Annotated in this window: 16 protein-coding genes; 6 read left to right on the plus strand and 10 right to left on the minus strand. The window is 73.1% G+C overall.

What is annotated here, in order from left to right:
* Window positions 1-338 precede the first annotated feature (338 nt).
* A complete protein-coding gene (locus NQZ70_RS48390; protein ID WP_237244719.1) occupies window positions 339-983 on the minus strand; it encodes a TetR/AcrR family transcriptional regulator in 645 nt (214 codons plus the stop codon).
* 280 nt (window positions 984-1,263) lie between these two features.
* Between NQZ70_RS48390 and NQZ70_RS48395 the strand changes: the two genes are divergently transcribed.
* Both NQZ70_RS48395 and NQZ70_RS48400 read left to right on the plus strand, forming a co-directional pair.
* Window positions 1,264-2,352, plus strand: coding sequence for an efflux RND transporter periplasmic adaptor subunit (locus NQZ70_RS48395; RefSeq protein WP_129580275.1), 1,089 nt, complete (start codon window positions 1,264-1,266; stop codon window positions 2,350-2,352).
* 7 nt (window positions 2,353-2,359) lie between these two features.
* Window positions 2,360-5,527, plus strand: a complete 3,168-nt coding sequence (locus tag NQZ70_RS48400) for an efflux RND transporter permease subunit (protein WP_129580276.1) — start codon at window positions 2,360-2,362, stop codon at window positions 5,525-5,527.
* 19 nt (window positions 5,528-5,546) lie between these two features.
* Here NQZ70_RS48400 and NQZ70_RS48405 read toward each other — a convergent pair whose 3' ends face one another.
* Both NQZ70_RS48405 and NQZ70_RS48410 read right to left on the minus strand, forming a co-directional pair.
* Entirely contained in the window at window positions 5,547-5,765 is a 219-nt protein-coding gene (locus NQZ70_RS48405) for a heavy-metal-associated domain-containing protein (protein WP_129580277.1), read from the minus strand.
* Between the two features lie 164 nt (window positions 5,766-5,929).
* Window positions 5,930-6,148, minus strand: coding sequence for a hypothetical protein (locus tag NQZ70_RS48410; RefSeq protein WP_237244720.1), 219 nt, complete (start codon window positions 6,146-6,148; stop codon window positions 5,930-5,932).
* A 250-nt stretch (window positions 6,149-6,398) separates the two neighbouring features.
* Between NQZ70_RS48410 and NQZ70_RS48415 the strand changes: the two genes are divergently transcribed.
* Together NQZ70_RS48415 and NQZ70_RS48420 are read left to right on the plus strand one after the other, a co-directional pair.
* Window positions 6,399-6,626: a hypothetical protein gene (locus tag NQZ70_RS48415; protein WP_129580278.1), complete on the plus strand. Its 228-nt coding sequence runs from the start codon at window positions 6,399-6,401 to the stop codon at window positions 6,624-6,626.
* Window positions 6,623-7,411, plus strand: coding sequence for a hypothetical protein (locus tag NQZ70_RS48420; RefSeq protein WP_129580279.1), 789 nt, complete (start codon window positions 6,623-6,625; stop codon window positions 7,409-7,411). The genes NQZ70_RS48415 and NQZ70_RS48420 overlap by 4 nt, the downstream gene beginning before the upstream one ends.
* A 99-nt stretch (window positions 7,412-7,510) precedes the next feature.
* Here NQZ70_RS48420 and NQZ70_RS53200 read toward each other — a convergent pair whose 3' ends face one another.
* Both NQZ70_RS53200 and NQZ70_RS48430 read right to left on the minus strand, forming a co-directional pair.
* On the minus strand, window positions 7,511-7,930 hold the full coding sequence (locus NQZ70_RS53200; protein WP_324293071.1) for a LysR substrate-binding domain-containing protein: 420 nt from the start codon (window positions 7,928-7,930) through the stop codon (window positions 7,511-7,513).
* Window positions 7,818-8,984 carry a hypothetical protein gene (locus tag NQZ70_RS48430; protein WP_237244722.1) on the minus strand — a complete coding sequence of 389 codons (1,167 nt, stop codon included), beginning with the start codon at window positions 8,982-8,984 and terminating at the stop codon, window positions 7,818-7,820. Before NQZ70_RS48430 ends, NQZ70_RS53200 begins: the two co-directional genes overlap by 113 nt.
* Window positions 8,985-9,229: 245 nt before the next feature.
* Between NQZ70_RS48430 and NQZ70_RS48435 the strand changes: the two genes are divergently transcribed.
* The gene (locus tag NQZ70_RS48435) at window positions 9,230-9,931 is read left to right on the plus strand and encodes an RNA polymerase sigma factor (protein ID WP_129580280.1); all 702 of its coding nucleotides are present in this window, start codon (window positions 9,230-9,232) and stop codon (window positions 9,929-9,931) included.
* A 108-nt stretch (window positions 9,932-10,039) separates the two neighbouring features.
* On the opposite strand, the gene NQZ70_RS48440 is transcribed toward NQZ70_RS48435, so the two are convergent.
* The gene (locus NQZ70_RS48440; protein WP_129580281.1) at window positions 10,040-10,342 is read right to left on the minus strand and encodes an HNH endonuclease; all 303 of its coding nucleotides are present in this window, start codon (window positions 10,340-10,342) and stop codon (window positions 10,040-10,042) included.
* 262 nt (window positions 10,343-10,604) lie between these two features.
* Here NQZ70_RS48440 and NQZ70_RS48445 point away from each other — a divergent pair, with 262 nt between their 5' ends.
* Window positions 10,605-11,501 (plus strand): hypothetical protein, encoded by an 897-nt coding sequence (locus tag NQZ70_RS48445; protein WP_129580282.1) that lies wholly within the window; start codon window positions 10,605-10,607, stop codon window positions 11,499-11,501.
* Window positions 11,502-11,657: 156 nt separating this feature from the next.
* Here NQZ70_RS48445 and NQZ70_RS48450 read toward each other — a convergent pair whose 3' ends face one another.
* From NQZ70_RS48450 to NQZ70_RS48465, 4 genes are read right to left on the minus strand one after another with little or no spacing between them, the layout of a single operon-like run.
* On the minus strand, window positions 11,658-12,569 hold the full coding sequence (locus tag NQZ70_RS48450; protein WP_129580283.1) for a cupin-like domain-containing protein: 912 nt from the start codon (window positions 12,567-12,569) through the stop codon (window positions 11,658-11,660).
* A gap of 45 nt (window positions 12,570-12,614) precedes the next feature.
* The gene (locus NQZ70_RS48455; protein WP_129580284.1) at window positions 12,615-14,069 is read right to left on the minus strand and encodes a diaminobutyrate--2-oxoglutarate transaminase; all 1,455 of its coding nucleotides are present in this window, start codon (window positions 14,067-14,069) and stop codon (window positions 12,615-12,617) included.
* A gap of 10 nt (window positions 14,070-14,079) precedes the next feature.
* Window positions 14,080-18,051, minus strand: coding sequence for a non-ribosomal peptide synthetase (locus NQZ70_RS48460; protein WP_129580285.1), 3,972 nt, complete (start codon window positions 18,049-18,051; stop codon window positions 14,080-14,082).
* The gene (locus NQZ70_RS48465; protein WP_129580286.1) at window positions 18,048-26,924 is read right to left on the minus strand and encodes a non-ribosomal peptide synthetase; all 8,877 of its coding nucleotides are present in this window, start codon (window positions 26,922-26,924) and stop codon (window positions 18,048-18,050) included. The genes NQZ70_RS48460 and NQZ70_RS48465 overlap by 4 nt, the downstream gene beginning before the upstream one ends.
* Window position 26,925: the final 1 nt, after the last annotated feature.

Genomic DNA, 26,925 nt, shown 5'->3' on the forward strand with positions numbered 1-26,925 from the left:
GAGGTCCTCTCTCGGTCTGGCGCGATCTCACATAATGAAATCAAATTGCATTTGCAACCAAATGGTCTCTGGCGCGCGCGCGCCGGGGGCCTCGCGTGCCATGCGGGGCGTCGCGGAGCGGCCGCCCGGGACCGCACCGGTCGCCGCGCCGCTCGGGTCGCGGCGCACGGCGCTCGGGCCGCCGCGCGCAGCTCAGGCCGCCGGCGCGGCGCGGGCTCGTCGGCGTCTGGATGGGCAGCACCGCCGACTGGATCTGCCGCAGCGTCCTGCTCGCCGTCGCCTTCGCGCGCGGCCGCTGGAAGGCCCTCGCCGTCTGATCCGGCCCGGCGCCCCGCGGCTCAGGCCTGCTCCCGCAGGCCCGGGCGCAGCACCCCGAAGAGGATCACGTCGACGACGCGCGCGAGCTGCGCCTCGTCGACGCTCGCGCGATGCTCGATCATCTTGTTCTTGAGGTAGGCCCCGAGCAGCTCGAACGGGAGCATCGGATCGTCGCTCGGCGCGAGCTCGCCCCGCGCGACGGCGCCCTCGACGATCGCCCGCAGCCCGCTCTCCTGGACCGCGCGCAGCGAGCGGGCGATGGCCATGAGCTCCGAGTCGAGCCCCTCGGCGAGGAACACGTGAACGAGGCTCTGCCCCACCGGCGACATCTGGATCTCGACGATCGCCCGCCCGAGCGCGATGAGATCCCCGCGGAGCGAGCCCGTGTTCGGCGGGACGATCTTCTCGTCCGTGACCGACAGGAGCGCGGCGCGCACGAGGTCCTCCTTCGTCGGCCAGCGCCGGTAGACGGTGGTCTTGTTCACCCCCGCGCGCGTCGCCACGTCCTCGATCCGGAGCGCGCGGTAGCCCGCGCTCGCGAGCTCCTCCAGCGTCGCCGCGAGGATGCCGCGCACGACCGGCTCGCCGCGCACGAGCGCGCGCTTCTTCGCGGGACCCCGCCTCGCCGTCCGATTCGCCGTCGTCCCCTGCATCGCCCCGGTCATTCAAGTTCCGCCGCGCGCCACACGCCAGCGCAATCTCGCGGCGCGGCGCGCCATCGCGTCAGTTTGTTGCGATGACCGCAACTGGTTGTTGCGGTCAGTCGCGACCGTGTTATACCCATCGCAACCATCGGTTGCGATCATCGGGGTGCCGCGCCCGAGGGGCGAGGCGGAGGGCTGGGCGACGGCGGAACGGGCGGGGGCGCGGCGCGCCGCCGGCCGCGAGGTCGCGCTCCGCCCGGACGCGAGGCCGCTCCGTGACCGACCCCGCCGAGAGGAATCCTTGAACCACGCCACGACGAAACGCCGCGCCGAAAGCCTCCTCCTCCTCGCCGCGCTCGCCGCCTCGGCGGCGGGCTGCGCCTCCAAGGCCAGCGCCGAGAGCGCGCCCCAGGCGACCGCGCCGCCGGTCCGGGTCGAGACCACCGAGGTGCGCGAGGCGCCGATGCCGCGCAGCCTCGCGCTCACCGGCACGCTGCGCGGGGACCGGCAGACCGACCTCGCCGCCAACGCCGTGGGCCGCGTGCTCGAGACCTTCGTCGAGCGCGGCGACGAGGTGAAGAAGGGCGACCTGCTCGCGCGCCTCGACGTCCGCGCCGCCGCGCTCACCGCCGCCGAGGCGCAGGCCAACGCCGCGCTGACCCGCGCGCAGGAGGAGACGGCGAAGCGCGAGTGCGAGCGCTACCGGGCGCTCTTCGAGGGCGGCGCCATCTCCCGGGCCGAGCACGACCGGATCGCCGACCAGTGCCGGAGCGCGCCGCTCTCGGTCGCGGCCGCCACCGCCCGCGCGCGCGCCGCCGCGCAGAGCGTCGGCGACGGCCAGATCCGGGCGCCGTTCGACGCGATGGTCACCGAGCGCTTCGTCGACGTCGGCGAGTATGTCCGCCAGGACTCCAGGGTCGTCGCGCTCGTCTCGAAGGGCGCGCTGCGCCTCGAGTTCACCGTGCCCGAGGCGAGCCTCGCCGCCGTGAAGACCGGCGGCCCGCTCACCTTCACCGTGCCGGCGTACCCGGGGCGCTCGTTCACGGGCGCCGTGCGCTGGATCGGCGCGGCGGTCCGCGAGGCCACGCGCGACCTCGTGGCCGAGGCCGAGGTCGAGGACCGGGACGGCGCGCTGCGGCCGGGGATGTTCGCGTCGATCGCGCTCGCCACCGGGGAGGCGCCGAGCCCGGTGGTGCCGCGGTCCGCCATCGTCGAGAAGGAGGGGCGCGCGCACCTCTTCGCCGTGGTCGACCGCCGGATCGAGGAGCGCGTCGTGCAGACCGGCGCGGAGAAGGGCGACCTCGTCGCCGTCCTCCGCGGCGTCCGCGCGGGCGACGCGATCGTGATGAAGCCGCCCCAGGGGCTCGAGAACGGCCAAGCCGTGGAGTGAGGTCGTCATGCAGTGGCTCGCCCGCGTTTGCGTCAAGAGGCCCGTCTTCGCGTCGGTCCTCATGCTTGTCATCGTGGTCCTCGGCGCCGCCGGCTATACCCGGCTCGGCCTCGACCAGTTCCCCGACATCGACGTCCCGTACGTCGTCGTCACGACGCGCCTCGACGGCGCGGCGCCCGAGGAGGTCGAGACCGAGATCTCCGACCGGATCGAGGGCGCGGTGAACACCATCAGCGGCATCGAGGACCTCCGGTCGACGTCGACCCAGGGCGTGAGCCAGGTGGTCGTCGGCTTCGCGCTGGAGAAGGACGCCGACGTCGCGGCCCAGGAGGTGCGCGACAAGATCAACGCCGTCCTGCCCAGCCTGCCCAAGGGCATCGATCCGCCGATCGTGAGCAGGATCGACCTCGGCGCGGCCCCGGTGCTGCTCGTCTCCGTGGAGTCCGATCGGCCGATCCGCGAGCTCAGCGAGATCGCCGACAAGCAGGTGCGCCGGCAGATCGAGGGCATCTCCGGGGTCGGTCAGGTCAACGTGATCGGCGCGCAGAGCCGGCAGATCAACGTCTGGCTCGACCCGATCGCCCTCAGGGCGCAGGGGATCACCGCGGCCGAGGTGCAGCGCGCGATCGCGGCGCAGAACCTGATGACCCCGGGCGGCAGCGTCGAGACCGGGCCCGAGGACCTCACGCTCCGCGTGATGGGGCGCGTCGACTCGCCCGAGGCCCTCGGCCGCATCGTCCTCCGGCAGCAGGACGGCCGCGCCGTGCGCCTCGCGGACGTCGCCCGCGTCGAGGACGGCCGCGCCGAGGAGAAGACGTGGGCCCAGCTCGACCGGAGGCGCACCGTCCTCCTGTCGATCGTCAAGCAGTCGGGCCAGAACACCGTCACCGTCGTCGACGCCGTGAAGGCGCGCCTCGCCGAGGTGCAGCGCTCGCTGCCCGAGGGGACGAAGATAGAGGTCGTGCGCGACGGCTCGCGGGTGATCCGCACGGGCATCGCCGCCGTGAAGGAGCACCTCGTGCTCGGCGCCCTCCTCGCCGCGGCGGTGGTGCTCCTCTTCCTCGGCAACGCCCGCAGCACCCTGATCGCGGCGCTCGCAATCCCGATCTCGGTCATCGGGACGTTCGCGGTCATGTGGATCGCCGGCTTCACGCTCAACTTCCTCACGCTCCTCGCGCTCGCGCTCGCCGTCGGCATCGTGATCGACGACGCGATCGTCGTGCTCGAGAACATCGTCCGCTACATCGACGAGAAGGGCATGAAGCCGTTCCCGGCCGCCGTCCTGGCGACGAAGGAGATCGGCCTGGCGGTGCTCGCGACCACGCTCTCGCTCATGGCGGTCTTCATCCCGGTCGCCTTCATGCCCGGCATGGTGGGGCGCTTCCTCAAGAGCTTCGGCCTCACGATGGCCTTCGCCATCGGGGTCTCGCTCATCGTGAGCTTCTCGCTCACGCCCTCGCTCGCCGCGCGGTGGCTCTCGGGGCACAGGCGGGAGGGCGCGCACGCGAAGCCCTCGATCCTCGAGCGCGCCGTCGACGTGTTCTACCGGCCGATCGAGCGCGCCTACATGGCCGCGCTCGCGTGGGTGATGAAGCGCCGCTGGGTGATCGTCGTCGCGTCCGTGGCCGTGCTCGGCTCGTGCGGCCCCATCGCCAAGACGCTGCCCGCCGGGTTCCTCCCGGAGGACGATCAGGCGCAGTTCGAGATCAGCCTGCGCGCGCCGGAGGGGACGAGCCTCACCTCGACCCGCCTCATCGCCGAGCGCATCGCCGACGACGTGCGCCGGCTCCCGGGCGTCGTCAGCACGCTCATGACGGTCGGCGAGGGGGAGCAGCAGGCCTCGAACGTCGCCAAGATCTACGTGATGCTCGTCGATCCGGAGCAGCGCGCGCTCGGGCAGCTCGAGATCATGCAGAGGGCGCGCGGCGAGATCCTCGCGAAGCTGCCGCCCGAGCTGCGCGTCACGGCCGGCGAGGTGCAGGCGATCTCGTCCGGCGGTCAGTCGTCGGGGCGGATCCAGGTGGCGCTCCAGGGGCCGGATCTCGACCGGCTGGCCGAGTACGCGACGCGCATCACCGAGGAGCTGCGGAAGGTCCCCGGCGCGGTGGACGTCGACAACAGCCTCGTCGTGGGCAAGCCCGAGCTCCGCGCGATCATCGATCGCGATCGCGCCGCGGATCTCGGCGTCCAGGTGGCCGACGTGGCCGGCGCGCTCCAGCTCTTCGTCGGCGGGCTCAAGGTCTCGACGTACTCGGAGGCCGGCGAGCAGTACGACGTCCGCATGCGCGCCGACGCGAAGCACCGGGCGGACGCGCAGGGCCTCTCGTTCCTCTCGGTCCCCTCGTCCAAGCACGGCGCCGTCCCGCTCGACAGCGTGGTCGCGCTGGAGCCCGACAGCGGGCCCTCGTCGATCGGCCGCCTCGGCCGGCGCCGGCAGATCACGATCAGCGCGAACGCCGCGCCCGGCGTCGGCGACACGGCGGTGCAGGCGGCGCTCGACCGGATCATCGCCGAGCAGAAGATGCCGGCGGGCTACTCCACGCAGGCGGTGGGGAGCTCGAAGAACACGGCGAGCACGGCGACGAGCTTCGCCGTGGTCATCGGCCTCGCGTTCGTGTTCATGTACCTGATCCTCGCGGCGCAGTTCGAGTCGTGGCTCCACCCGATCACGATCCTGCTCTCGCTGCCGCTCACGGTCCCGTTCGCGCTGCTGTCGCTGAAGCTCTTCGGCCAGTCGCTGAACCTCTTCTCGGGGCTCGGCCTCCTCGTCCTCTTCGGCGTGGTGAAGAAGAACGCGATCCTCCAGATCGACCACACGAACCACCTGCGGGCCGAGGGGATGCCGCGGCTCCAGGCGATCCTCCAGGCGAACAAGGACCGGCTCCGGCCGATCTTGATGACGACGATCGCCTTCGTCGCCGGCATGATCCCGCTCGTGCTGTCGCACGGCGTCGGCTCGGGCCAGAACCGGACGACCGGGGCCATCGTGCTCGGCGGCCAGTCGCTCTCCCTGGTCCTCACGCTGCTCGCGGTGCCGGTGGCCTACTCGCTCTTCGACGACGCGGCCGAGTGGCTCCGCCGCCGCCGGGGCAGGCGGGCGGAGGACAGGGGCGAGGCCGAGCTCGACGCGCTGCTCGCCGCGCCCGAAGCGAGCGCGGCGGCGGGCGGCGAGTGAGCCCGGCCAGCGCGGCCGCTCAGGCGGCGCGGGAGCGCACGTCGTAGCCGGCCCCGTGCACGGCCTCGACCAGCGCGTCCACGGGCGCGCGGGCCGGGTCGTGCTGCACGACGACCGTGCCCTCGCGCAGGCGCACGTCGACCCCGGCGACGCCGTCGAGCCCGCGCAGCGCGCCGTCGATGTGGCGAATGCAGGACGGGCAGCTCATCCCGCCGACCTGGAGGGTAGTCTCTTTCATGGTGTCTTCCTTTCGGCGACCCAGCGGCCGCTCACCTCCGAAGACGCAGCCGCCCGGCTTCATTACACCGCGCCCGCGCCGCTGCGCTCCGCCGGTTCGGCCCGGGCGCCCCCTGCGCGGCCAGGCAACGACGCGCGACCGGGCGAGATCGGGCCGCCTGGTGCTTACAGGATGGGATCGATGCGGTAGACGCGGCTCGACCGCAGGTCGACGAAGTAGAGCTTGCCGTCCGGCCCGAAGGTGAATCCGGCGAGCGAGCCCGCCGGCAGGCCGGTATCCAACGTGCGGACCAGCCGTCCTGTCAGGTCGAAGGCGTAGAATCGGCTGGTGGCGTGATCGGTGGCGTAGACGATGCCTTCGTGGACCTCGATCCCGCTCGGCATCTCGAGCATCCCCGGGGGGCCGTCGGCGTGGTCGTCGTTCCCGGGGCCGTGAGTAGGTATGTCGTAGGTGTAAGGAGATGACGTGCGTGCCGCTGCTCTTGGCGCGGAAGCCCACGCGGCTCCTCGACGGCATGGACCGTCGAGCGGGCGGTCTGGCCGAACGGAGCCCGAGCGGGCAGCGGACGGACGAGCGCGCGACGTGGCAACGGTGGTCGCGGCCCGCACGTCGCGGTACGCTGGATCCATCCCCATGTCCCCCGGACCCCTGGATCCCACGATCCTCTCGCTCCTCGCAGAGATCGACGACGAGGCCGAGCTGTCGTCGCTGCTCGGTGTCGACCTGTCGCCGGCGGGACCGAGCGCGTCGCACGCGCCTTCTACCTACCCTCCGCTCGACGAGTGGCTCCGCCGGTCGGAGGAGGTTCATCGCTTCCTCCGCGCTGCGAAACGCGCGGAGCGGGAAGGGCGCGGCCGGTGACGATCCGCGAGCAGCTCGAGATCCTGTACCGCCTCGGCGTTGAGTTCGTCGTCGTGGGCGGCCAGGCGGGCGTGCTGCGGCAAGCCGTGGAGTTCTCACACGATCTCGACATCCTGTTCCGCCCGACTCAGGAAAATGCCGAGCGGCTTCGCGAAGCGGTCCGCGCGATCACTGGCGTGGAGACCGACATCGAGACGCTGCGCGGGCGCGACTTCCAGCAGTACATCCGGCCGGAAGATGGCGCGGAGCTCGATGTCCACCTCAAGCTCATCGCTATACCCAACTTCGAGTCCGGTGTCAGGAACAGCAGCTCGGTCGACTTCCTTGGTCTTCGGACCGAGTGCCTGGAGCTGCCCGGTTTGTACGCATCCAAGCGCACCGATCGACCCAAGGATGCCATTCACCGACGGGCCATTGAGGACCGGTTACGGTACCTCGCTCTCCGGGGCGAGATCGAGATGGACGAGGTGATCCTTGCTCTGTGCCTCGATGCCGAGATCCTGCAGTTGCCCGCGGTCTTGGCGCGGGTGCCCGCGCTTAGCCGGTCCACGTCGCAGCCGCTGCTCCAGGCTCGTCTCCTCGCCCATGCACCCGAGCAGGCTCAAGAGCCCCTTCGGACGAACGCTTCGCTGCATTCGGCCGTTGCAACCCTGCTCGCCGTGGACCCCGACGTGAAGGCGAAGATCCTCGGCAACCCGGCGCGGCTCGCCGCGCTCCTGGCCAAGCTCCCGCTCGAGCTGCCGCCGGGAGGGTACCATGTGCGAGCGCCCGGGGATCGCGCTTGACCGGTTCCCGCGCCGCGGTTCCTACAAGGCATCGAGAGAAAGAGAGCGGTTGGCGATGGCCACTGAGGGGCAGCGGCTGGCACCGCAATCTTGGGCGCGTCACGCTGGAGGCGCGAGCAGCGCGGCGGCGAAGTCCAGGAACACCCGCACCCTCGGGATGACGTGCCGCGGGCTCCGGTAGAGCGCGTGGATCGGGCGCTCGTCGGCGGCGAGCTCGTCGAGCACGGTGACCAGCGCGCCCGACGCGAGCTCGGGCGCGATCGTGAAGTCGAAGACCCAGGCCAGCCCGGCGCCGGCCACGGCCAGCGCCTTCAGGGCGTCGCCGTCGTTGACGCGGGGGCGCCGGCCGGCGGACCGCGCGGCCAGGCAACGACGCGCGGCCGGGCGAGATCGGGCCGCCTGGCGCTTACAGGATGGGATCGATGCGGTAGACGCGGCTCGATCGCAGGTCGACGAAGTAGAGCTTGCCGTCCGGCCCGAAGGTGAATCCGGCGAGCGAGCCCGCCGGTAGGCCGGTATCCAACGTGCGGACCAGCCGTCCTGTCAGGTCGAAGGCGTAGAATCGGCTGGTGGCGTGATTGGTGGCGTAGACGATGCCGTCGTGGACCTCGATCCCGCTCGGCATCTCGAGCGTTCCGGGGGGGACGAGCTCGGTCAGCGTGGCCCCTTCGACGTGCTTGCGCGCCCTGACCGGCTCTTGCCCGTCGAAGCTCTCTCCAGGCGTGCCGCTCGCGGTATCCAGCTTGAGCAGCCTGCCGTGACCGGTGTCGGCGACGTAGAGATGGCGGTCCTCGGCGCGATAGAAGACGTGGCTCGGCGCGTCGTCGCTGCCGAGCACCTCGCCGGCGGCATAGCGGAGGATCGCGCCGTCGGCGTGGTCGTCGTTCCCGGGGCCGTGATCGTGGGCGAAGTCGTACCGGTCGAGCGCGAGGTCGTGGCCGTTGAAGACCCAGTAGACGTTGCCCGCCTCGTGCGCGATGCCCTTGCAGAAGGGGCTGGAGTGGAGCATGTCGAGGTGCGATCCGAGGCCCTCGGGCGTCGATTTGGCGAAGATCGCGAGGTCCGACGAGAAGAGCGTCGGACCCATGAAATCGTTGCCGCCGTTGTCGTTGTCGCCGCAGACCCCGAACGTGCCTGCGTCGCCGAAGTCGATCGCCGGCGGCCGGTTCATGAAGTGCGCTGCGGCCGGGTCGCGGAGGCGGATCGAGGCGCTGTCCGGCGCGCCGGGCCGCGTGATGATGATCACGCTGTCGTCCAGGCGGTTGACGACCCAGAGCTCCTCGGGCCGCTCGGGGTTGAAGGCGAGATCGGTCGGCTCACGCTGTCTGTCCTGCTCGTGGACGGGCACGAGCGCGACCGACGACGGACTGCCATCCTTCACGCCGATCGGGGATCCGGGCGGGAGCGCGACGCACTCGCCGCGCACCTGATCGCACAGGGGCGTTTCGGGGGCGGGGGCGCAGTCCGGCGAGGCCTTGCAGAGCAGCGGCGGCCCCGGCGCGGCGTCCGGGTCTGCCCCGGAGCAGGCCGACACGAGTCCCACGCTGGCCAGGACGAGCACCCTTTGAAGCATCGCGTCTGCCTCCCAGTTGTCGGTGACGCGGACATTGTGACCCGGCCGGTCACGCTGGCCATCCCTTTCACGCTGGCCATCCCTTTGTGGCGTGGCTCCTTGTGTCGTGGCTGCCGGGGCCCTTGCGTCGGGGCGGCGGCAGGCGGGGTGGCGGAAACGGGAGCGGGGCGGCGGAAGCGGGAGCCGGGCGGCGGAAGCGGGGGCGGGGTGGCGGCTGGCGGGCCCCGAGGTTAGCCTCATGCGTCATGAGCGAGACCGAGCGAGCCCCGGAAGGCGACGAGCGTGTGAGGGAGGACGCCGAGCCTGCGAGCGCGGACGGCGCCGCGCCTGGGAGCTCGGCCGATGTGGTCGCGACGCTGGTCGAGAGCCACCGGGAGTTCTTGCGATTCCTGGAGCGCAAGGTCGGCAATCGGGCGGTCGCCGAGGACATCCTGCAGGACGCGTTCGTGCGGGGCATCGGCCGCATCGACAGCCTGCGCAACGATGAGTCCGCCACGGCGTGGTTCTATCGGACCCTCCGGAATGCCGTGGTGGACCATTTCCGGCGCAAGGGGGCGTCGGAGCGGGCGATGGCCGCGCTGGCCGCCGAGCTCGACGAGGTGGCCGAGCCGCAGGTGGAGCAGCGCGCCGTGTGCCAGTGCGTCCGGGCGCTGGCCGGCACGCTGAAGCCCGAGTACGCCGCCGCGCTCCAGCGCGTCGAGGTCGACGGGCTCTCGGTCCAGGCGTTCGCCGAGGAGGCGTCGATCACCGCGAACAACGCGGCGGTGCGCCTCTTCCGCGCGCGCGAGGCGCTCCGCAAGCAGGTGACCGCGTCGTGCGGGACCTGCGCCGAGCACGGGTGCGTCGACTGCTCGTGCGACCCGGTGCCGCAAAAAGCGGCGAAGGACGAGCCGGAGCCGCGGCGAGGCTGCGGGCACGGGGCGGGGCACCGCGGTCCGGTCGGGTGAGGCGGCGGGCTCGAAGGCGCCGATCAGCTCGCTGGCGCTCGGCCTGCTCGGCCGCTCCCGGAAGGTGCGCGGCGCCCTCCAGCGGAGCAGCGGCGGATCGCTGGATGTCTATCCGTTGTAGTAGGGATAATCCTCTGTGTCGCCGATGACGGTCCCAGAGCGGTACCTCCCACCCTCGTGCACGGAGTAATGGCACGATTGACAGAGGATGACGCAGTTGTCCAGGCTGCTCGTCCCGCCGAATCGGATGGGGCGTATGTGATGCGCCTGCGCCGCCTCGCCGTAAAAATGCGCTGAATTTCCTGCGCCGTCGATGCTGGCGATGTGCTCGCCGCAGCTCCCGCAGCGGAAATACTGCCGGCACAGGGCGGATTGCTTGGTGGATTCGGAGAAGCCTTCGGGTCGTGACATGTCGCGTGACTCCTGTGCTTTCCCGGTGAGCGATAGTTCCTCTGAGCTGTAAGGCGATCCGAGACGCCGCCGGGTGTCGAGACGACGTGCCTCCGGCAGGAGGCGCCCAGCAGGGTAGGTCGGATCGTGTGACGAGTCCGGGAAGCTGGCCGGAATTTACGAGGTGGGAGGCGGCTGCTCTGGCGCCTGCGGGAGCTGCCGCAGGAGCCGGGCACGCCGCGCGGAAATCCAGCATGGCTGCAACCACCCGAGAGATGACCCGATGCCCTCAGTCACCCATGAAGCCCTGGTCGAGCTGTTCAAGAACCGCCCGAGGCTGGCCGCCGAGATGCTGCAAGACGCGCTCGGTCAGCCGGTCCCCGCCTTCACGGAGGCGCGCGTCGAATCCTCCGACATGGCCGAGGTCGTGCCCTCGGACCGGCGGGCGGACGTCATCGTCGTGCTGCTGGTGAGCGAGCAGCAGCGGCCGGCGATGGCGATCGTGGTCGAGGTCCAGCTCGGCGTGGACCCGGACAAGCCGTACGTCTGGCCGGTGTACGTGACCCAGACGAGGGCGCGGCACCGCTGCCCGACGCGGCTGCTGGTGGCGACGATCGATGCGGCGATGGCGCGGTGGAGCGCGCGGCCGATCGACACGGGCCACCCTGGCTGGACGCTGATGCCGCTGGTGCTCGGGCCCGAGGGCGTCCCGGTCGTCACGGACGCCGAGCAGGCGAAGGCGGCGCCGGAGGTGGTGGTGCTGTCGGCGATGGCGCACGGGGAGGGGGAGGCAGGGGAGGCGATCGGGGTGGCGTTCCTGGCGGCGGCAGCCGGGCTCGATCAGGAGCGCCGGGCCCTGTACGCGGACGTGGTGCTATCCTCGCTGAACGCAGCGGCGAGGCGGACGTTGGAGGCGATGATGAAGAGCGGATACCAGTATCAGAGCGAGTTCGCGCGTAGCTACGTGGCCAAGGGCCGGGAGGAGGGGGTGCGCGAGGGCACCCTGAAGACCAAGGCGCACGACGTGCTCGCCGTGCTCGAGGCCCGAGGGCTGGAGGTCCCCGCCGACGTCCAAGAGCGCGTGCTGGCGAGCACCGACATCGCCGAGCTGGACCGGTGGATCCGCCGCGCCGCGGTCGTCAGCGACGCCCGGGAGCTCCTCGCCACGAACGGCTCCTGAGCGCGCGACCGCGCCTTGCCGAGCGCGACCGCGCCCTGCCGACAGCCCCAATCCCTCGCACGCCAGCGACGCTGAGACACCCGGCCTGGCCCCCGCGGGGCACCGCGCCAGAGCAGGCGACCTCTGCCGGCGGTTCGCTCGCCCGAGGAGCGAAGTCTACCGCGCCATGCCGACGGCGGCGGTGAGCATCTGCCGAAAACCGGGCGGAAGCATGGAGCATGCGTGCATCACCCGATCCATCCCGCCGAACTCTTCGACGTCCTGGGCCGTGATCTCGGGAAGGCCCGGATCCCGCCCCGCCTCGAGCTGCGCCCGGTAGGTCATGAGCTTGTCGACGAGGTTCTCCGGGTACCACCAGAAGCTCAGCGAGATGCTCTTCTCGAGCGATGTGACGTAATGCCAATGATCCCTCGGTAAATACAGGATGTCGCCAGGCCCCACGACCGTCTGCATCATCCTGGCCTCCGCGAGCCTGGGATGCTTGGCGCGATCCCAGGCGTCGAGGAGAATCTCGCTCTTGACGTTCGTGCTGTCGGAGCTGGCGGTGCACATGCAGTCGTCATATGCAGGCGGCACCAGTACGAACTGCTTCTTCCCGCAGATCTGCACGAAGCAGTTCTCGTTGCGGAGAAATGGGATCTGATAATAGTAATCCTTGTGGAAGTGCGCGATCGTCCCTGACGGCCCCACCCACAAGGCCACCGTGAGCTGGCGCGGCATCGGGACGTACGCCGGTACCTCGTAGTAGTCCGAGATCCTGCGGAAATCGCTCGCCTCGAGCTGATCTCCGTACGCCTCCGTCGCGTCGAGGCTGCGGAGATAGTCTCTCAGCCGGATGCGGCCGACCTTCTCCGCGCCCACGGGATCGGTGCTGAACGCGATCTCTTGCGAGCCGTACGTCTCGTCGAGCCAGTCGAAGCTCCACCGACGCGTCCACGAGGACGCGCCGCCCTCGATGACGACCGGGGTCTTGGTCTTGTAGTACGTCCGTCGAAACGCCTCGACCGACAGCGAGCCCACCCGTTCGATCTCGCTGACCTGGAGGCCCATGGCCGTTAGATTGAGCATGTCGAGTTCTCCTTCTGAAGCGCACCTGGCGAGGCGAGCCCTCGGCTACACGCTGGCCGCGGCGAGCGCCTGACCGAAGATCCTCGCCACCTCGTCGATCTGGGCGGCCGTGATGACGAGCGGCGGGAGGAACCGCACCACGCCGCCGTGGCGCCCGCCGCGCTCCACGATCAGCCCGCGCCGCAAGCACTCGTGCTGTACGCGCGCGGCGAGCTCCGGGTGGGCGGGGCGGGCCCCGAGCGCGTTCGGCACGGCCGCGGCGTCCACGAGCTCCACGCCGACCATCAGGCCGCGGCCGCGCACGTCGCCGATGCACGCGAACCGCTCGCCGAGCGCGGCGAGCTGCTGCATGAGCCGCGCGCCGAGCTCCGCGGCCGCGGCATCGAGGCGCTCGGCGCGCAGGACCGCGAGCGTGGCCGACCCCGCCGCCATCGCGAGCTGATTGCCGCGGAACGTGCCCGCGTGGGCGCCCGGCCGCCAGGTGTCGAGGCGCTCGTGGTACACCACCACCGAGAGCGGCAGCCCGCCGCCCAGCGCCTTCGACAGGACCACGACGTCCGGCTCGATGCCGGCGTGCTCGAACGCGAACATGCGCCCGGTCCGCCCGAAGCCCGACTGCACCTCATCGAGGATCAGCGGGATACCGTAGCGCGTCGCCAGCCCCCGCAGCCCCTTCAGCCAGGCCACGGGCGCCGGGATGACGCCCCCCTCGCCCTGCACGGCCTCGATGATGATGGCAGCCGGCTTGGGCACGCCGCTCTCCGGGTCGGACAGCAGGTTCTCGATGTAGGCGAGCGAGGCCGCGATACCGGCGTCGCCGCCGAGCCCGAACGGGCACCGGTACTCGTACGGATACGGCAGGAACTGGACGCCGTGCAGGCTGTGGCCGAGCGCCACCTTGGGGCCGAGATTGCCCATCAAGGTGAGCGCGCCCTGCGTCATGCCGTGATACGCGCCGTGGAACGCGAGCACCGTGCCGCGCCCGGTGGCGATCTTGGCCAGCTTCAGCGCGGCCTCGACGGCGTCCGCCCCGGTGGGGCCGCAGAACTGGATGCGCGCGTGGCGGGCGAAATCGGCCGGCAGCGCGCCGAGCACGTCCTGCATGAAGCGGTCTTTCACCGGCGTCGTGAAATCGAGCCCGTGGAGGGGCAGACCCGAGCGCAAGGTGCGCTCCATGACCTCGATCACGGCAGGGTGGTTGTGGCCGAGCGCCAGGGTGCCGGCCCCGGCGAGGCAATCGATGAACACACGCCCCTCGACGTCCTCCACATAGACGCCCTGCGCGCGGGCCAGCGCCAGCGGCAGGCGCCGCGGGTACGTGCGGGCGCTCGACTCCCGCTGCCGCTGCCGCTCGAGCAGCGGATGATCCCCGAGATCGTACGGCGCGCGCCGCCGGTGGCGCTCGGCCAGCTCGGCGACGAGGCCCGCGTGGAGGGTCGGTTTCAGCGCCACAGGGACCTGGTCCAGGGCGGGCACGTTCGAAGCTGCAGATAGGCTCATCGGGTACTCCCTAGCGAGACGGGTTGGTCGATTCCGGGCGTTCCGGGGCGCGCTCCCCCAGGTCCAAGGTCTCCAGGGCCGCGCGTACGCGCGCATGCACGTCGGCCCCCTGCACGGCGTCGAAGTGATCGCCGGACACGATCTCCGCGCGCACCGCGCCGGCCGTGTACTGCTGCCAGTCCACGGGCGGGCCGCCGCGGCGCTCGATCGTCTGGGCGCTCCACCACACGTGGATGGGCGCCCGGAGGCTGCGCGGCGGCAGCTCGTTCAAGTACACGGCCGCGTCCCGGAGCAGCGCGTACCGGGGGTGGAAGGCGGCGGCCGGCACGTCGCTCGGCACGAAGCCGTGCGCCTGGGCCCACCGCACGGCCTCGTTCACGCGGTCGACCTCGCCCAGCCCCGAGAGCCGCGCGCGCAAGGCGTCGAGCTCCGCCGGCGGGAGCGCGAGCAACGCCGCCCTGCGGTCCAGCGCGACGTACGCGGCGAGCTCCTCCACGGCGTCCGGCTCGCCCGACGCGTAGACGCGCGTGCGCGGCTGCGTGTCCAGGAGGCCGACGAACGCGACCGTCTCGCGCTGCTCCTCCAGCGCACGAGCGATGGCGAGCGCCAGCACGCCGCCCAGCGACCACCCCAGCAGGAGATAGGGGCCGCGGGCCTGCCGCTCCCGGATCTCGCGCGACAGCCGCTCGGCGATCCGCCGGATCGACGCCGCCTCGGCCTCGCGCGCGAGCGCCGGGCCCAGCTCGATCCCGAGCACGGGCTGGTCGTCGCCGAGGGCGCCGGCGAGGCCCTCGTACGCCGTGACATGCCGGCCCGTGGGATCCACGCAGAAGAGCGGCGGGCGCGACCCGGCCGCGCGGAGCGCCACGACGCTCGACGCCGGGCGCTCGCCGCCGAGCAGCCGCGCGAGGCTCGCCACGGTCGGCGCCTCGAAGATCGCCATCAGCGACAGCGAGCCGCCGAGCGCCTGCTGGATCCGGTGCATCAGCGGGATCGCCAGCAGCGAGTGCCCGCCGAGGTCGAAGAAGTCGTCCTCGACGCCCACCTGCGGACGCCCGAGGACGTCGGCCCAGATCTTCGCGAGCGCCTCCTCGACCGGCGTCCGCGGCGCGACGTACGCGCGCCGCCGCCGCGCCGCAGGGCTGGGCAGCGCGCGCCGATCCACCTTTCCGTTCGCGGTCAGCGGGAGCGCGTGCAGCAGCACGACGTCGCTCGGGTGCATGTATTCGGGAAGCCGCTCCCTCAGGAACCCGCGCAGCGCAGCCTCGTCGATCGCGCCGTCCCGGGGGACGACGTACGCGACGATGGTCGACCCGACCGCGCCGTCCTGGCGCGCGGCGATGACGACCGCCTGCCCGACCGCCGGATGCTCCCGGACGCGCGCCTCGATCTCCCCGAGCTCGACCCGATGACCGCGGATCTTCAGCTGGTGATCGCGCCGGCCCATGAACTCGATGGCGCCGTCGGGCCGGTAGCGCGCCCGATCGCCCGTCCGGTAGAGGCGCGCGCCCGCGCCGAAGGGGTGCGGCACGAACCGCTCCGCGGTCAGATCGGGCTGGCCGAGGTACCCGCGCGCAAGCCCGGCCCCGCCGAGGTACAGCTCGCCCACCGTGCCCGCCGGCGCTGGCTCCAGGCGCTCGTCGAGGACGTACGCCTCCGCGTTGGCCAGCGGGCGGCCGATCGGCACCGAGGCGCACCCGCGCCGATCGCGCAGATCGCAGAGCGGCAGCACCAGCGCGCCCACCGTCGTCTCGGTCGGCCCGTAATGGTTGGCCACCGCGCAGCCGCTCGAGAGCGCCGCGATCCGGTCGACGAGCGCGAGCGGCAGCGCCTCGCCGCCCAGCACGAGGAGCCGCCGCGGCAGCACCGCCGCCCCGGCGCCCGCGTCGAGCAGCGCGCTCAGGTGGGACGGCACGATCTTCAGCACGTCGATCGGCCAGCGCCGGGTGTACTCCGAGAAGAGCCGCCCGTCGGTGGCCGTCTCGTAGCCGATCACGTGCAGGCACCCGCCCGTGGCGAGGGCGCCGAAGATGCTCGTGTTGCCGAGATCGGCGGTCAGCGTCGAGACGGTCGCGAAGTGCAGCCCGGCCTCGATCCCGAGCGCCTCGCACACCGACCGGGTGTAGCTGGCGACGCCGCGGTGCGTGACGGCGACGCCCTTGGGCTCGCCCGTGGACCCCGACGTGAAGACGACGGACGCGAGATCGTCGAGCAGCACCGGCACGCCCGGGTCGCCGGCGGGCTCGGCGTCGAGCAGCGCCGCGTCGTCTACGGAGAGCACGGCGCAGTCCGCGGCCGGCAGCCGGGCGCGGGCCGCCGCGTTCGTGACCAGGACCGAGAGGCCCGCGCGGCGGATCTGCTGGCCGAGCCGCTGCGCGGGCGCGTGCGGGTCGAGCGGCACGTAGGCCCCGCCGGCCTTGAGGATGCCGAGGAGGCCCGCGATCATGTCCGCGGAGCGCTCGCAGCAGAGGCCGACCGGGCTGCCGCCGCCGACCCCCCGCCGGCGGAGGTGGTGCGCGAGCCGGTTGGCCTGCCGGTTCAGCTCAGCGTACGTCAGCCGCCGCTCGCCCCCGACCACGGCCAGCGCGTCGGGCTGCCGCGCGGCGTGCTCCTCGAACGCGGCGTGCAGGCACCGCGGCGGCGCCGCGTCGTGCGCCGCGCCCCGGCCCGCCGCGAGCCGCCGCGCCCGCTCCGCCGGGCCGAGCAGGCCGAGGCTCGAGGCCGGCGCCGACCAGGCCTCGGCCACGCTCCCGAGCAGCGCCCGGTACTGCTCCGCCATCGCCAGGGCGCCCTCCGCCCCGCACCGGCGCGCGTCGTACCCGAGCGAGAGCCGCACGCGGCCCTGCCCTTCCTGGGCCGAGAGCGCGAGCTTGAGCCCGCCAGCGCCCGTGCACGTTCGCTCGATCTGCCACGAGAGGCCCCCCACGGCCCGGGGCTCCGGGAGCGACTGGAGCTCGAAGCCGACGGCGCTGGCGTGCCACCCGCCGTCGGCCGGCGAGCCGGGATCGAAGGACTCCTGCTCCTCCGACGCCTCGTCGACGCCGGCCTGCGCCCGGCGCGAGAGCTCGGCGAACCCGAGCGCGTCGTCCACGCGGCACGGCACCGGGAGCCACTTGGCCACCGGGCCCATGACCTCCTGGACGTCCTCCATCCGCCGCCCATCCGAGGCCACGGCGACGACGAGCTCCCGCGACCCGCCGAGGCGCGCGAGGTGGACCTGCCAGGCCGCGAGCAGGACCGAGGGGAGCCGGATCCCCTCGCCGCGGGCCAGCGCGCTCAGCCGATCGAGCAGCGCCGCGTCGACCTCGATCGCGACGGACTCCTCGGCGGCGCCGCCCTCCTCGGCGGCGCCCTCGAACGGGAGGACGAGGGGCGCCGCCGCCGGAGCCCGGGCGCCCTGCGCCGCGCCGACGAGATCGTTCTGCCACTCGGCGAACTGGGCATACTGCACCGGCTCCGCCCCGAGCGCCCCTCGATCGTCGGCGGCGTAGGCCTCGGCCAGCTCGCCGAACAGGAGGCGCAGCGTCCACGCGTCGGCGCACAGCGCGGGCGCGGCGACGAGCAGATCGTGCCGCCGCGCGGCGCGGCGCACCAGCCACACGTGGAGGAGCGGCCCGCGCTCGAGGTCGAACTCGAGCCGCGCGGCGTCGCGCCAGAGCGCCTCGACGTGCGCCTCCTGCTCGCCGGCCGCGCGGTCGGTCAGATCCACGCGGCGCCACGCGGGCGCCGCCTCGCCGACGGCTTGCAGCGGAAACCTGAGGCGCGCGTCCCGGCGGAACGTCGTCCTCAGGATCTCGTGGCGCGCGACGACGCGGGCGAGGGCGCCCGAGAGCCGCGCGGGATCGAGATCTCCCTCCAGCCGGAGGAGCCCGCGCGCGCACGCCGCGGCCCCGCGCTGATGGAGCGCCCACAGGTGCCGCTGCTGCGGCGACAGGCGCACGCCCTGGACCCTCGGCGTCGACGCCGCGACCTGCATCGTCATGACGCCACCTCGCCGCGGGCGCCCGGCGCCGCCGTCTCGCCCGTCACCATCTCGCCCATGGCCACGACGATCTTCCGTGGGCCGGAGAACGGATCGCGGCCGTGGGCCACGAGCATGTTGTCGAGCAGGATGATGTCGCCCTCCCGCCACGGGAACCGCACGGCGCAGCGCTCGTAGGCCTCGCCGAGCGCGCGGGTCGTCTCGACCTCGATGGGCGCGCCGTCGCCGTAACACACGTTGCGGGGCAGCCACTGCTCGCCGACCATGGCGAGGAGCGACTCGCGCACCGGCGCCTCCAGGTACGCCGGGTGGTGCAGCTGGATCTGGTTGAAGAACACCAGCTCTCCCGTCCTCGGGTGCGCGAGCACCGCCGGGCCGCGCTGGCTGATCCGCAGCCGGCCGCCCGCGAGCCACTCGCACCGCATGCCGCCCGCGCGGCAGCGCTCCTCCACGACCGCGGGATCCGTCGTGTGGAAGAAGTCCTGCCAGCCCACGTCGAAGCCCGGCGTGAAGTTCCGCACGTAGAGCAGGCCCAGGCGCCGGAAGCGCTCGCGGAGCTCGGGCGACAGCGCCTCGTAGAGCCGGCGGCAGTCCACGAGCGGCGTCGCGCCGCCGGACGGGGCGGCCTGCACGCAGAAGAACCACTGCTTGAGCGGCCAGCGCGGCAGGTGCGAGCTCTCGTTGTGGAACAGGATGGCCTTGTCGGCGGGGTACGGCGTCGAACCGTAGATGTTCTGCCCGGCCTTCTCCCGCGGAAGATCGCCGTACTCGCCGAACAGCTCGCCGCAGATGGCATTCGCGACCTGCTCGAACTCCGGGACCGACCGGATCGGAAAGCCGCGGAAGAGGATGGCCCCGTGCCGGAGGAGCTGCGCCTCGACGAACGCCCGCTCTTCGCGCGCCCAGGCCGCGAGCTCCACGTCCTCCACCGCCGGGCTCACGACCAGCGGCAGCGGCCCTTCGCCGAGCGTGCCGGTGGAGACCAGCGCGCTCGGGCCGACGTCCACCCTGCGCGGCGTGATGCGCTTGAGGCTCCTCCGGCCCTCGTCGCGCCCGCGTCCTTCCATGATGCGCTCCTTCCTCTCTGCTGCCGCGAGCGCCGTCACGCGGCGGTCGGGGTCGTCGACGATGGCCCGCAGCACGGCCATGAAGTGGGCGGCCATCGCCTCGATCGTCGACGGCTCGAACAGATCGGCGCGGTACTTCCACGCGCACGTGAGCCCCTCGTCCGTCTCCTCGACGAACACCCCGAGGTCGAACCGCGACACCTCGCGGTCGAGCTCCACGGCGCTGAAGCGGATCCCGGGCAGCGCGAGGTCGATCGCCGGCGTGTTTTGCAGGACGAACAGCGTCTGCACCACGGGGTGGCGGCCGGGCTCGCGGGCCGGTCGCAGCGCGTCCACGACCTGCTCGAACGGCAGATCCTGGTGCGCGTACGCGCCCAGCGTGACCTCGCGGACCCGCTGGAGGAGCTCCCGGAACGTGGGCTGGCCGCCGAGATCCGTGCGCAGGACCAGCAGGTTGACGAAGAACCCGATCAGCCCCTCGATCTCCTCGCGGTTGCGCCCCGCGACGTCGGTCCCGACCAGGAGATCGGCCTGGCCGGTGCGCCCGAAGAGCACGACCTTGAACGCGGCGAGCAACGTCATGAAGAGGGTGGCGCTTTCGCGCCGGCCGAGGGCGCGCAGGGCCTCGGCCAGCGCGCGGTCGACCGCGATCGTGCGCCGCGCGCCGCGGTAGCTCCCGCCGGCCGGCCGCGGGTGGTCCGGGCGCAGATCGAGCGCCGGCGGGTGCCCCGAGAGCCGCTCTCGCCAGTACGAGAGCTCCGCGTCGCGGACCGCGCCGCCCATCCGCTGCCGCTGCCAGACGGCGAAGTCCGCGTACTGCACCGGCAGCGGCGGGAGCGCCGGCGGCCGCCCGGCCCTCGCCGCCACGTAGAGCTCGGCGAGCTCCGCCACCAGCACGTTCATCGTCCAGCCGTCGGCCACGATGTGGTGCGCGACGAGGACGAGCACGTGCTCGTCCTCGCGCAGCTCGATCGCGGTCACCCGGACGAGCGGACCGCGGGCGAGATCGAACGGCCGCTCGGCGCGGGCGGAGGCCAGGCCCTGGACGGCCGCCTCGCGCTCCGCGGCGGGCGTCGCCGACAGGTCCACCACCTCGAAGGCCGGCGCCCCCTCCGGGGCGATCACCTGCACCGGCTCGCCGTCGACCACGGCGAACGTGGTGCGCAGCGCCTCGTGGCGCAGGGCGAGCGCGGCGAGGCTCTCCCGGAGCAGCGCGAGCTCCAGCGCGCCGGCGACGCGCACCGCCGAGGTCATGTTGTACCCGGCGCTGTCGGGCTCGAGCTGGGCCAGGAACCACAGGCGCTGCTGGGCGAACGAGAGCGGCAGCCCGCCATCCCTCGGCTGCCGGACGATCGGCGACAGCGCCGTCGCGCCGCGCTGTTGCCGGACGGCCTCGTCCACGGCGCGGGCGAGCTGCGCCACGGTCGGATGATCGAAGATCGACCGGAGCGGCAGCTCCACCTGGAACGAGGCGCGGACGCGGGAGATCGCGCGGGTGGCCAGGAGCGAGTGTCCTCCGAGCTCGAAGAAGCCCTCGTTCGCGCCGACGGTCTCCAGGCCGAGCACCTCGGCCCAGATCGACGCCACGATCTCCTCCGTCGCGGTGCGGGGCCGCGCGCGCTGCTCGCGCGCGACGAGCCCCGGCGCGGGTAGGGCCTTCCGGTTCACCTTGCCGTTCGGGGTCAGCGGCAGCTCGTCGAGCCAGACGTAGGCCGACGGCACCATGTAGTCGGGCAGCCGGTCCTTCAGCCACGCGCGCAGCCCGTCCGCGGTGAGCGCCGCGCTCGGCTCCGGGATGACGTACGCGGCGAGGCGCGGCGTCCCCGCGTCCTCGCGGGCCACGACCACCGCGTCGCGCACGCCCGGGCAGGCCCGCAGCTGCGCTTCGATCTCGCCCGGCTCGATCCGGAAGCCGCGGATCTTGAGCTGATGGTCGATCCGCCCGAGGAACTCGAGGGTGCCGTCGCGCCGGAGCCGCGCCATGTCGCCGGTCCTGTACAGGCGGCGGCCCGGCTCCTGGCTGAACGGGTCCGGGATGAAGCGATCGGCCGTCAGGTCGGGGTGATCGAGGTATCCCCGCGCGAGGCCGGCCCCTCCGATGCAGAGCTCACCCGCCACGCCGAGGGGCGCCGGGTAGAGATGCCGATCGAGCACGTGGAGCTCGGTGTTGGCGATCGGGCGCCCCAGCGGGATCGGCTCGTCCGAGGTCACGCGATGGATGCTCGACCAGACGGTGGTCTCCGTCGGTCCGTAGAGGTTCCAGGGGGCCACGCCCGCCTCGAGGAGCTTGCGCGCGAGCTCCCGCGGGAAGGCCTCGCCCCCGCACAGCACGGCCAGGCCGTCGAGCCGAGGACGGCCGCTCTCCAGCAGCGCCTTCCAGCCCGTCGGCGTGGCCTGCATCAGCGTCGCGCCGGACGCGCGGAGCAGCGCCGAGAGGCGCTCGCCGTCCGCCGCGTCCTCGCGGCGGGCGAGCTCCACCCGCCCGCCCACGAGCAGCGGCAGGAACAGCTCCAGCACGGCGATGTCGAAGGAGATGGACGTGGTGGCGAGCACCACGACGTCGCCCGGGGGCGCGAGGTGCTCCTTCATGGATAGAAGGAAGTTGGTCACGCCGCCGTGGCGGACCATGACGCCCTTGGGCCGGCCCGTGGATCCCGACGTGTAGATGACATAGGCCAGGCTCTCGTCATCGAGGAGCGGCGTCGGATCCCGATCCGGCTCGCCGGCGATGGAGGGCCAGTCCCGATCGAGGCAGATCGCGCGCGCGCCGGTGTCGGGCAAGGCGTGCAGCAGGCGCTCCTGCGTGAGGAGCAGCGGCAGACGCGAGGCCTCCAGCATGGCGCGGAGCCGCTCGCGCGGATAGGCGGGGTCGAGCGGGACGTAGGCGCCGCCCGATTTCAGGATGCCCAGGAGGCCCACCATCATCTCCAGCGAGCGCTCGACGCAGAGCCCCACCAGCGTCTCCGGGCCGACCCCCCGGCGCCGCAGGGCGTGCGCGAGCCGATTGGCGCGGGCGTCCAGCTCTCCGTAGGTCAGGCGCTCTCGCCCGCACGTCACCGCGACGGCGCCGGGCGTCCGCTCCGCCTGCGCCGCGAGCATCGCCGGCAGGCAGGGGTGCGATCGGTAGTCCCGCCGGGACGAGCGCTGCTCCGCGGCGAGCCGCTGCTGCTCCGGGTCGCGCTCCGGGTCGCTGAGGGGCGCGAGCCCCGCGAGCCGCGCCTCGGGCTGGTTTGGCATGCGCTCGAGCAGCGCGCACAGGGCCGCCGCCATGCGGGCGACCGTGTCCTCGTCGAGGCGCTGCGCGTCGAACGAGAGCGTCAGCGCGAGCTCGCTGCCGGGGACCGCGTAGATCGTGAGCGGGTAATTGGTCCAGGCCTCCGCCGTGCTCACCTCGATCCCGAGCGCCCGCCGGTGCTCGTCGACGGCCTGGTCCACGGGGTAGTTCTGGAACACGAGGAGCGAGTCGAAGAGCGACGCGCCCCGCTCCACCTCGCTCCACTGCTGCACCTGCACCAGCGGGCTGTACTCGTACTGCCGCAGCTCGAGGTTGAGCGCCTGGATCTGCTGCAGCCAGTCCGCGAGCCGCGAGGCCGGGGGGACGCGCAGGCGCAGGGGGAGCGAGTTGATGAACGCGCCCATGATCGAACCGGCGTCGGGCAGGTCCGCGGGGCGGCCGGCGACCGTGACGCCGAAGAGCACGTCCGGCTCGCCGCTGTAGCGGGCGAGGAGCAGCGCCCACGCGGCTTGCACGGCGGTGTTGAGCGTGACGCCCTGCGCCTGCGCGAACGTCGCGAGCGCCGTCGTCGCGCCCGGCGCGAGCCGCGCGCGGTGCTCGCGGAAGCGGCGGGCGCCGGGCGCCGGCGGGGCCGCGGTGGGCTCCGGCAGCCGGGTCGGCGCCGTCAGCCCCTTCAGGTGAGCCCGGAAGAAGGCCTCCGCGGCGGCGATGTCCTGCCGCCCGAGCCACGCGATGTAGCTCCGGTAGGGGGGCGCCGCTTCGCGCTCCCTGAGCGCGCCGCGCCGCGCCTCCTCGTAGAACGTCAGCCACTCCCTGAGGACGAGCCCCTGGCACCAACCGTCGAGCAGCGCGTGGTGAACGCTCCAGACGACCTCGTCGACGTGCTCCGAGAGGCGCATCACCGCGACGCGCAGGAGCGGGGGCTCCTCGAACCGGAAGCCCCGCAGGCGATCTTCCCGGAGGTAGCGCTCGAGCGCCGCCGCCTGCTCGGCGCCCGAGAGCTCCCGCCAGTCGAGGACCTCGATGGGCAGGCGCACGGCCCGCCGCACGACCTGATGAGGCTCCGCGGCGCCGGCGAGGAAGCCCGTCCGCAGGATCGCGTGGCGCGCGCCGAGGACCCGGAAGGCCTGCGCGAAGGCGTCGACGTCCAGGCCTCGCGCGAACCGGCAGACGATCTGGTTGAAATACGGGCTCGTCTCCGGCGTCAGGAGCGCATGGAAGAGCATGCCTTGCTGCACCGGGGAGGCGGGGAGCACGTCCTCGATGTCGCCATCGGCGCGCAGCAGGGCGTCGAGCTGCGCCTGCTCCAGCCGGGCGAGGCGGAAGGGCTCGATCTCGGGCGGCCGCGGCGGGGCCGGCGGCTCCGGCGGGGCCGGCGCCTCGGCCAGATCGCCCGCGAGCGCGGCGATCGTCCGGCGCGCGAAGATCTGCTTGGGCGAGAGGTGCAGCCCTTCCCGGTTGGCGCGCGCGATGATCTGCAGGCTCATGATGGAGTCGCCGCCGATCGCGAAGAAGTCGTCGTGGACGCCGACCGGCCCGCGGCGCAGCACCTCGGCCCAGATCCGGGCGAGCGTCGCCTCCACGCCGTTTCGCGGCGCGACGTGGCCCTCGCGGCGCTGCGCGCGGTCCGCCTCGGGCGCCGGCAGCGCCGCGCGGTCGATCTTGCCGTTCCCGGTCAGCGGCAGCGCCGGCAAAGGCACGATCGCGCTGGGCACCATGTAGTCCGGCAGGCGCTCTGCGAGCCGCGCGAGGAGCGCGGCCGCGTCGAGGGGCGCCGCGTCCCGGCCCACCGCGTAGGCCACGAGGCGCTTCGTTCCACCGTCTTCCCGCGCCACGACGACCGCCTGCTGCACCCCGGGTTGCTCGCGCAGGTGGGCCTCGATCTCGCCGAGCTCGACGCGGTGGCCGCGCAGCTTGATCTGGTGGTCCGTGCGCCCCAGGAACTCGATCGCCCCGTCCGGCCGGTAGCGAGCCCGATCGCCGGTCCGGTACAGGCGGCCGCCGGGCGACACGCCGAAGGGGTCGGGGACGAAGCGCTCTGCCGTCAGCTCGGGGCGGCCGTGGTACCCGCGCGCCACGCCCGCGCCGCCGATGTAGAGCTCCCCGGGCACGCCGGGCGGCACAGGCTCGCTGTGCCGGTCCAGGACGTAGGCCTGGACGTTGGCGAGGGGCCGACCGATCGGCAGGGTCCCCGCCGGCCCGGCGCCGCCGACCTCCCAGGTCAACGCGCCGACCGTGGTCTCGGTGGGGCCGTAGTGATTGATGACGGCGCACTCCGGGGCGAGCGCGCGGATCCTGTCGACGAGCTCCCCGCTCGAGGCCTCCCCGCCCAGCACGAGGCAGCGCCGGGGGAGCACGCGCTCGGGCTGCGCCGCCGAGAGGAGCGCGCCGAGGTGGCTCGGGACGATCTTCAGGGCATCCACCCGATGGCGGCTCATGTACTCGGCCATGCCGTCGGGGTTGAACGTCCGGTCGTCCGACAGGACGTGCAGCGCGCGGCCCGAGCAGAGCGCGCCGAAGAGCGACGTGTGCCCGAGATCGGCCGCGACGGTCGAGACCAGCGCCATGCCGCCGCCCTCGGGGAGGGGCAGCCGCGCGAGCACGCCGCGCACGTAGTTCGCGAGGTGGCGGTGCTCCACGGCCACGCCCTTCGGCCGGCCGGTCGAGCCCGAGGTGTAGATGAGGTAGGCGAGGTCCTCGGGTCGGGCCGCGGGGCCGAGCGGCCCATCGGGCAGGTCGTTCAGGGCGGCCCCGTCGCGGTCCAGGAAGAGCAGCGCCGACCCCGGCTCGTCGAACGCGCCGGCCCACCGCTCCTGGGTGATCACGACCCGCGCGCCGCTGTCCTCCACCACGGCGCGGAGCCGCTCGCGCGGGAACTTCGGATCGAGGGGCACGTACGCGGCGCCGGCCTTGAGCGCTCCGAGCAGCGCGACGACCATCTCCGCCGAGCGCTCGATGGACAGGGCGACCCGGTCCTCGGGCCGCACGCCGAGCGCCCGCAGCCGGCGCGCCAGCTGGTTCGTCCTGCGGTCGAGCTCCCGGTAGGTCAGCGCCGTCTCCTCGCAGACGACCGCCAGCGCGTCGGGCCGGGCGGCGGCGTGCGCCTCGAACAGCTCGTGGACGCAGGCCGCCGGGAAGGCCGCGGCCGTCGCGTTCCCGCCCTCGAGCAGGCGCCGCCGCTCCGCGCCGCTCACGAGGGGCAGCTCGGCCAGGCGGGCGTGCGGCCGCGCCGCCATCGCCTCGAGCAGCGCGCGGAGCTGCCCGAGCAGGCTCGCCGCGGCGTCGTGCGCGAGGCGGCGGCGCTCGTAGCACACGATGAGCCGGAGCTCGCTCGACGGCTCGACGATGAGCGACAGCGGGTAGTTGTTGCGCCCGGCGGTGAGCGTGGCGTCGCCCTCGCGCGCGCCGGGGCGGGGCAGGGGGCGGACGCGCACGTCGCGCACGTCGGATGGCCCGCCGGCCACGTCTTCCTCGGGGTAGCTGTCGAACACCACGAGCGTGTCGAAGAGCGAGCGCCCGCCCGGCACCTCGCTCCAGCGCTGGACCTGGGACAGGGGGGCCCACTCGTGCTGGCGCAGCTCGCTGTTCCGGTCCTGCAGCCGCGAGAGCCAGGCGGCGAGCGGCTCGTGCTCGTCCGCGCGGACCCGCACCGGCAGGGTGTTGATCAGCACGCCCACGATGGCCTCGGCGCCGGGGAGCTCCGGGGGCCGGCCCGAGACCGTGGCGCCGAAGACCACGTCGGCCTCCCCGCTGTGCCGGGCGAGCAGGAGGGCCCACGCGCCCTGCACGAGCGTGTTGAGCGTGACGCGCAGGCGGCGGGCGCAGGCCGCGAGCGCCTCGGTCTCCGCCCGCGAGAAGCTCCGCGCCTGCTCGGCGAACGGGGGCGCGTCGCCGCGCGCCGCGGCCGGCCCCGGGCCGGCCTCCAGGGGGACCGGCGTCGGCGCCCGGAACCCGGCCAGCGCCTCGCGGAAGAACCGCTCGGCCACCCCTTCGTCCTGGGCCTGCACCCACGCGAGGTAGTCCCGGTACGGGCGCGCCCGCGGCAGCTCGGGGATCGTGCCCCGCGCGAGCGCCCGGTAGACGAGCAGCGCCTCCCTCAGCAGGAGGGCGAAGCTCCACCCGTCCAGCAGCAGGTGATGATGGCTGTTGACGAAGCAATAGGCGTCCTCCGCGATCCGGATCAGCGCGAGCCGCATGAGGGGGGCCTTCAGCAGGTCGAAGCCGGCGCGCCGGTCCTCGGCCATCAGCGCGGCCAGCGCCTCCTCGCGCTCGCCCTCGGCGAGCCCGGAGAGGTCGTGGCGCGCGAGCGGGATCGTCACCCGCGGGCGGACGACCTGCACCGGCCTGGCGACGCCCTCCCAGACGAAGCCCGTGCGCAGGATCGGGTGCCGCTCCGCGAGCGCCTGCCAGGCGCGCTCGAAGGCGTCCGGATCGAGCCGCCCCTCCAGGAGGAAGGCCGCCTGGACGAAGTACGGGTCGGCGGACCGGTCCGAGACCGCGTGAAAGAGCAATCCCTGCTGGAGCGGGGAGAGATAGTGAATCGACTCAACGTCTTTCTTCTTGGTTGCCATG

Source organism: Sorangium sp. So ce836 (genome assembly GCF_028553905.1).
Classification (GTDB): Bacteria; Myxococcota_A; Polyangia; order Polyangiales; family Polyangiaceae; genus Sorangium; species Sorangium cellulosum_D.

Bases quoted from the DNA above. Each gene is read 5' to 3' on its own strand.
- NQZ70_RS48390 (WP_237244719.1), bottom strand. From the start codon at position 983: ATGACCGGGGCGATGCAGGGGACGACGGCGAATCGGACGGCGAGGCGG.
- NQZ70_RS48400 (WP_129580276.1), top strand. From the start codon at position 2,360: ATGCAGTGGCTCGCCCGCGTTTGCGTCAAGAGGCCCGTCTTCGCGTCG.
- NQZ70_RS48405 (WP_129580277.1), bottom strand. From the start codon at position 5,765: ATGAAAGAGACTACCCTCCAGGTCGGCGGGATGAGCTGCCCGTCCTGC.
- NQZ70_RS48410 (WP_237244720.1), bottom strand. From the start codon at position 6,148: ATGCCGAGCGGGATCGAGGTCCACGAAGGCATCGTCTACGCCACCGAT.
- NQZ70_RS48415 (WP_129580278.1), top strand. From the start codon at position 6,399: ATGTCCCCCGGACCCCTGGATCCCACGATCCTCTCGCTCCTCGCAGAG.
- NQZ70_RS48430 (WP_237244722.1), bottom strand. From the start codon at position 8,984: ATGCTTCAAAGGGTGCTCGTCCTGGCCAGCGTGGGACTCGTGTCGGCC.
- NQZ70_RS48435 (WP_129580280.1), top strand. From the start codon at position 9,230: ATGAGCGAGACCGAGCGAGCCCCGGAAGGCGACGAGCGTGTGAGGGAG.
- NQZ70_RS48440 (WP_129580281.1), bottom strand. From the start codon at position 10,342: ATGTCACGACCCGAAGGCTTCTCCGAATCCACCAAGCAATCCGCCCTG.
- NQZ70_RS48445 (WP_129580282.1), top strand. From the start codon at position 10,605: ATGCCCTCAGTCACCCATGAAGCCCTGGTCGAGCTGTTCAAGAACCGC.
- NQZ70_RS48450 (WP_129580283.1), bottom strand. From the start codon at position 12,569: ATGCTCAATCTAACGGCCATGGGCCTCCAGGTCAGCGAGATCGAACGG.
- NQZ70_RS48455 (WP_129580284.1), bottom strand. From the start codon at position 14,069: ATGAGCCTATCTGCAGCTTCGAACGTGCCCGCCCTGGACCAGGTCCCT.
- NQZ70_RS48460 (WP_129580285.1), bottom strand. From the start codon at position 18,051: ATGACGATGCAGGTCGCGGCGTCGACGCCGAGGGTCCAGGGCGTGCGC.
- NQZ70_RS48465 (WP_129580286.1), bottom strand. From the start codon at position 26,924: ATGGCAACCAAGAAGAAAGACGTTGAGTCGATTCACTATCTCTCCCCG.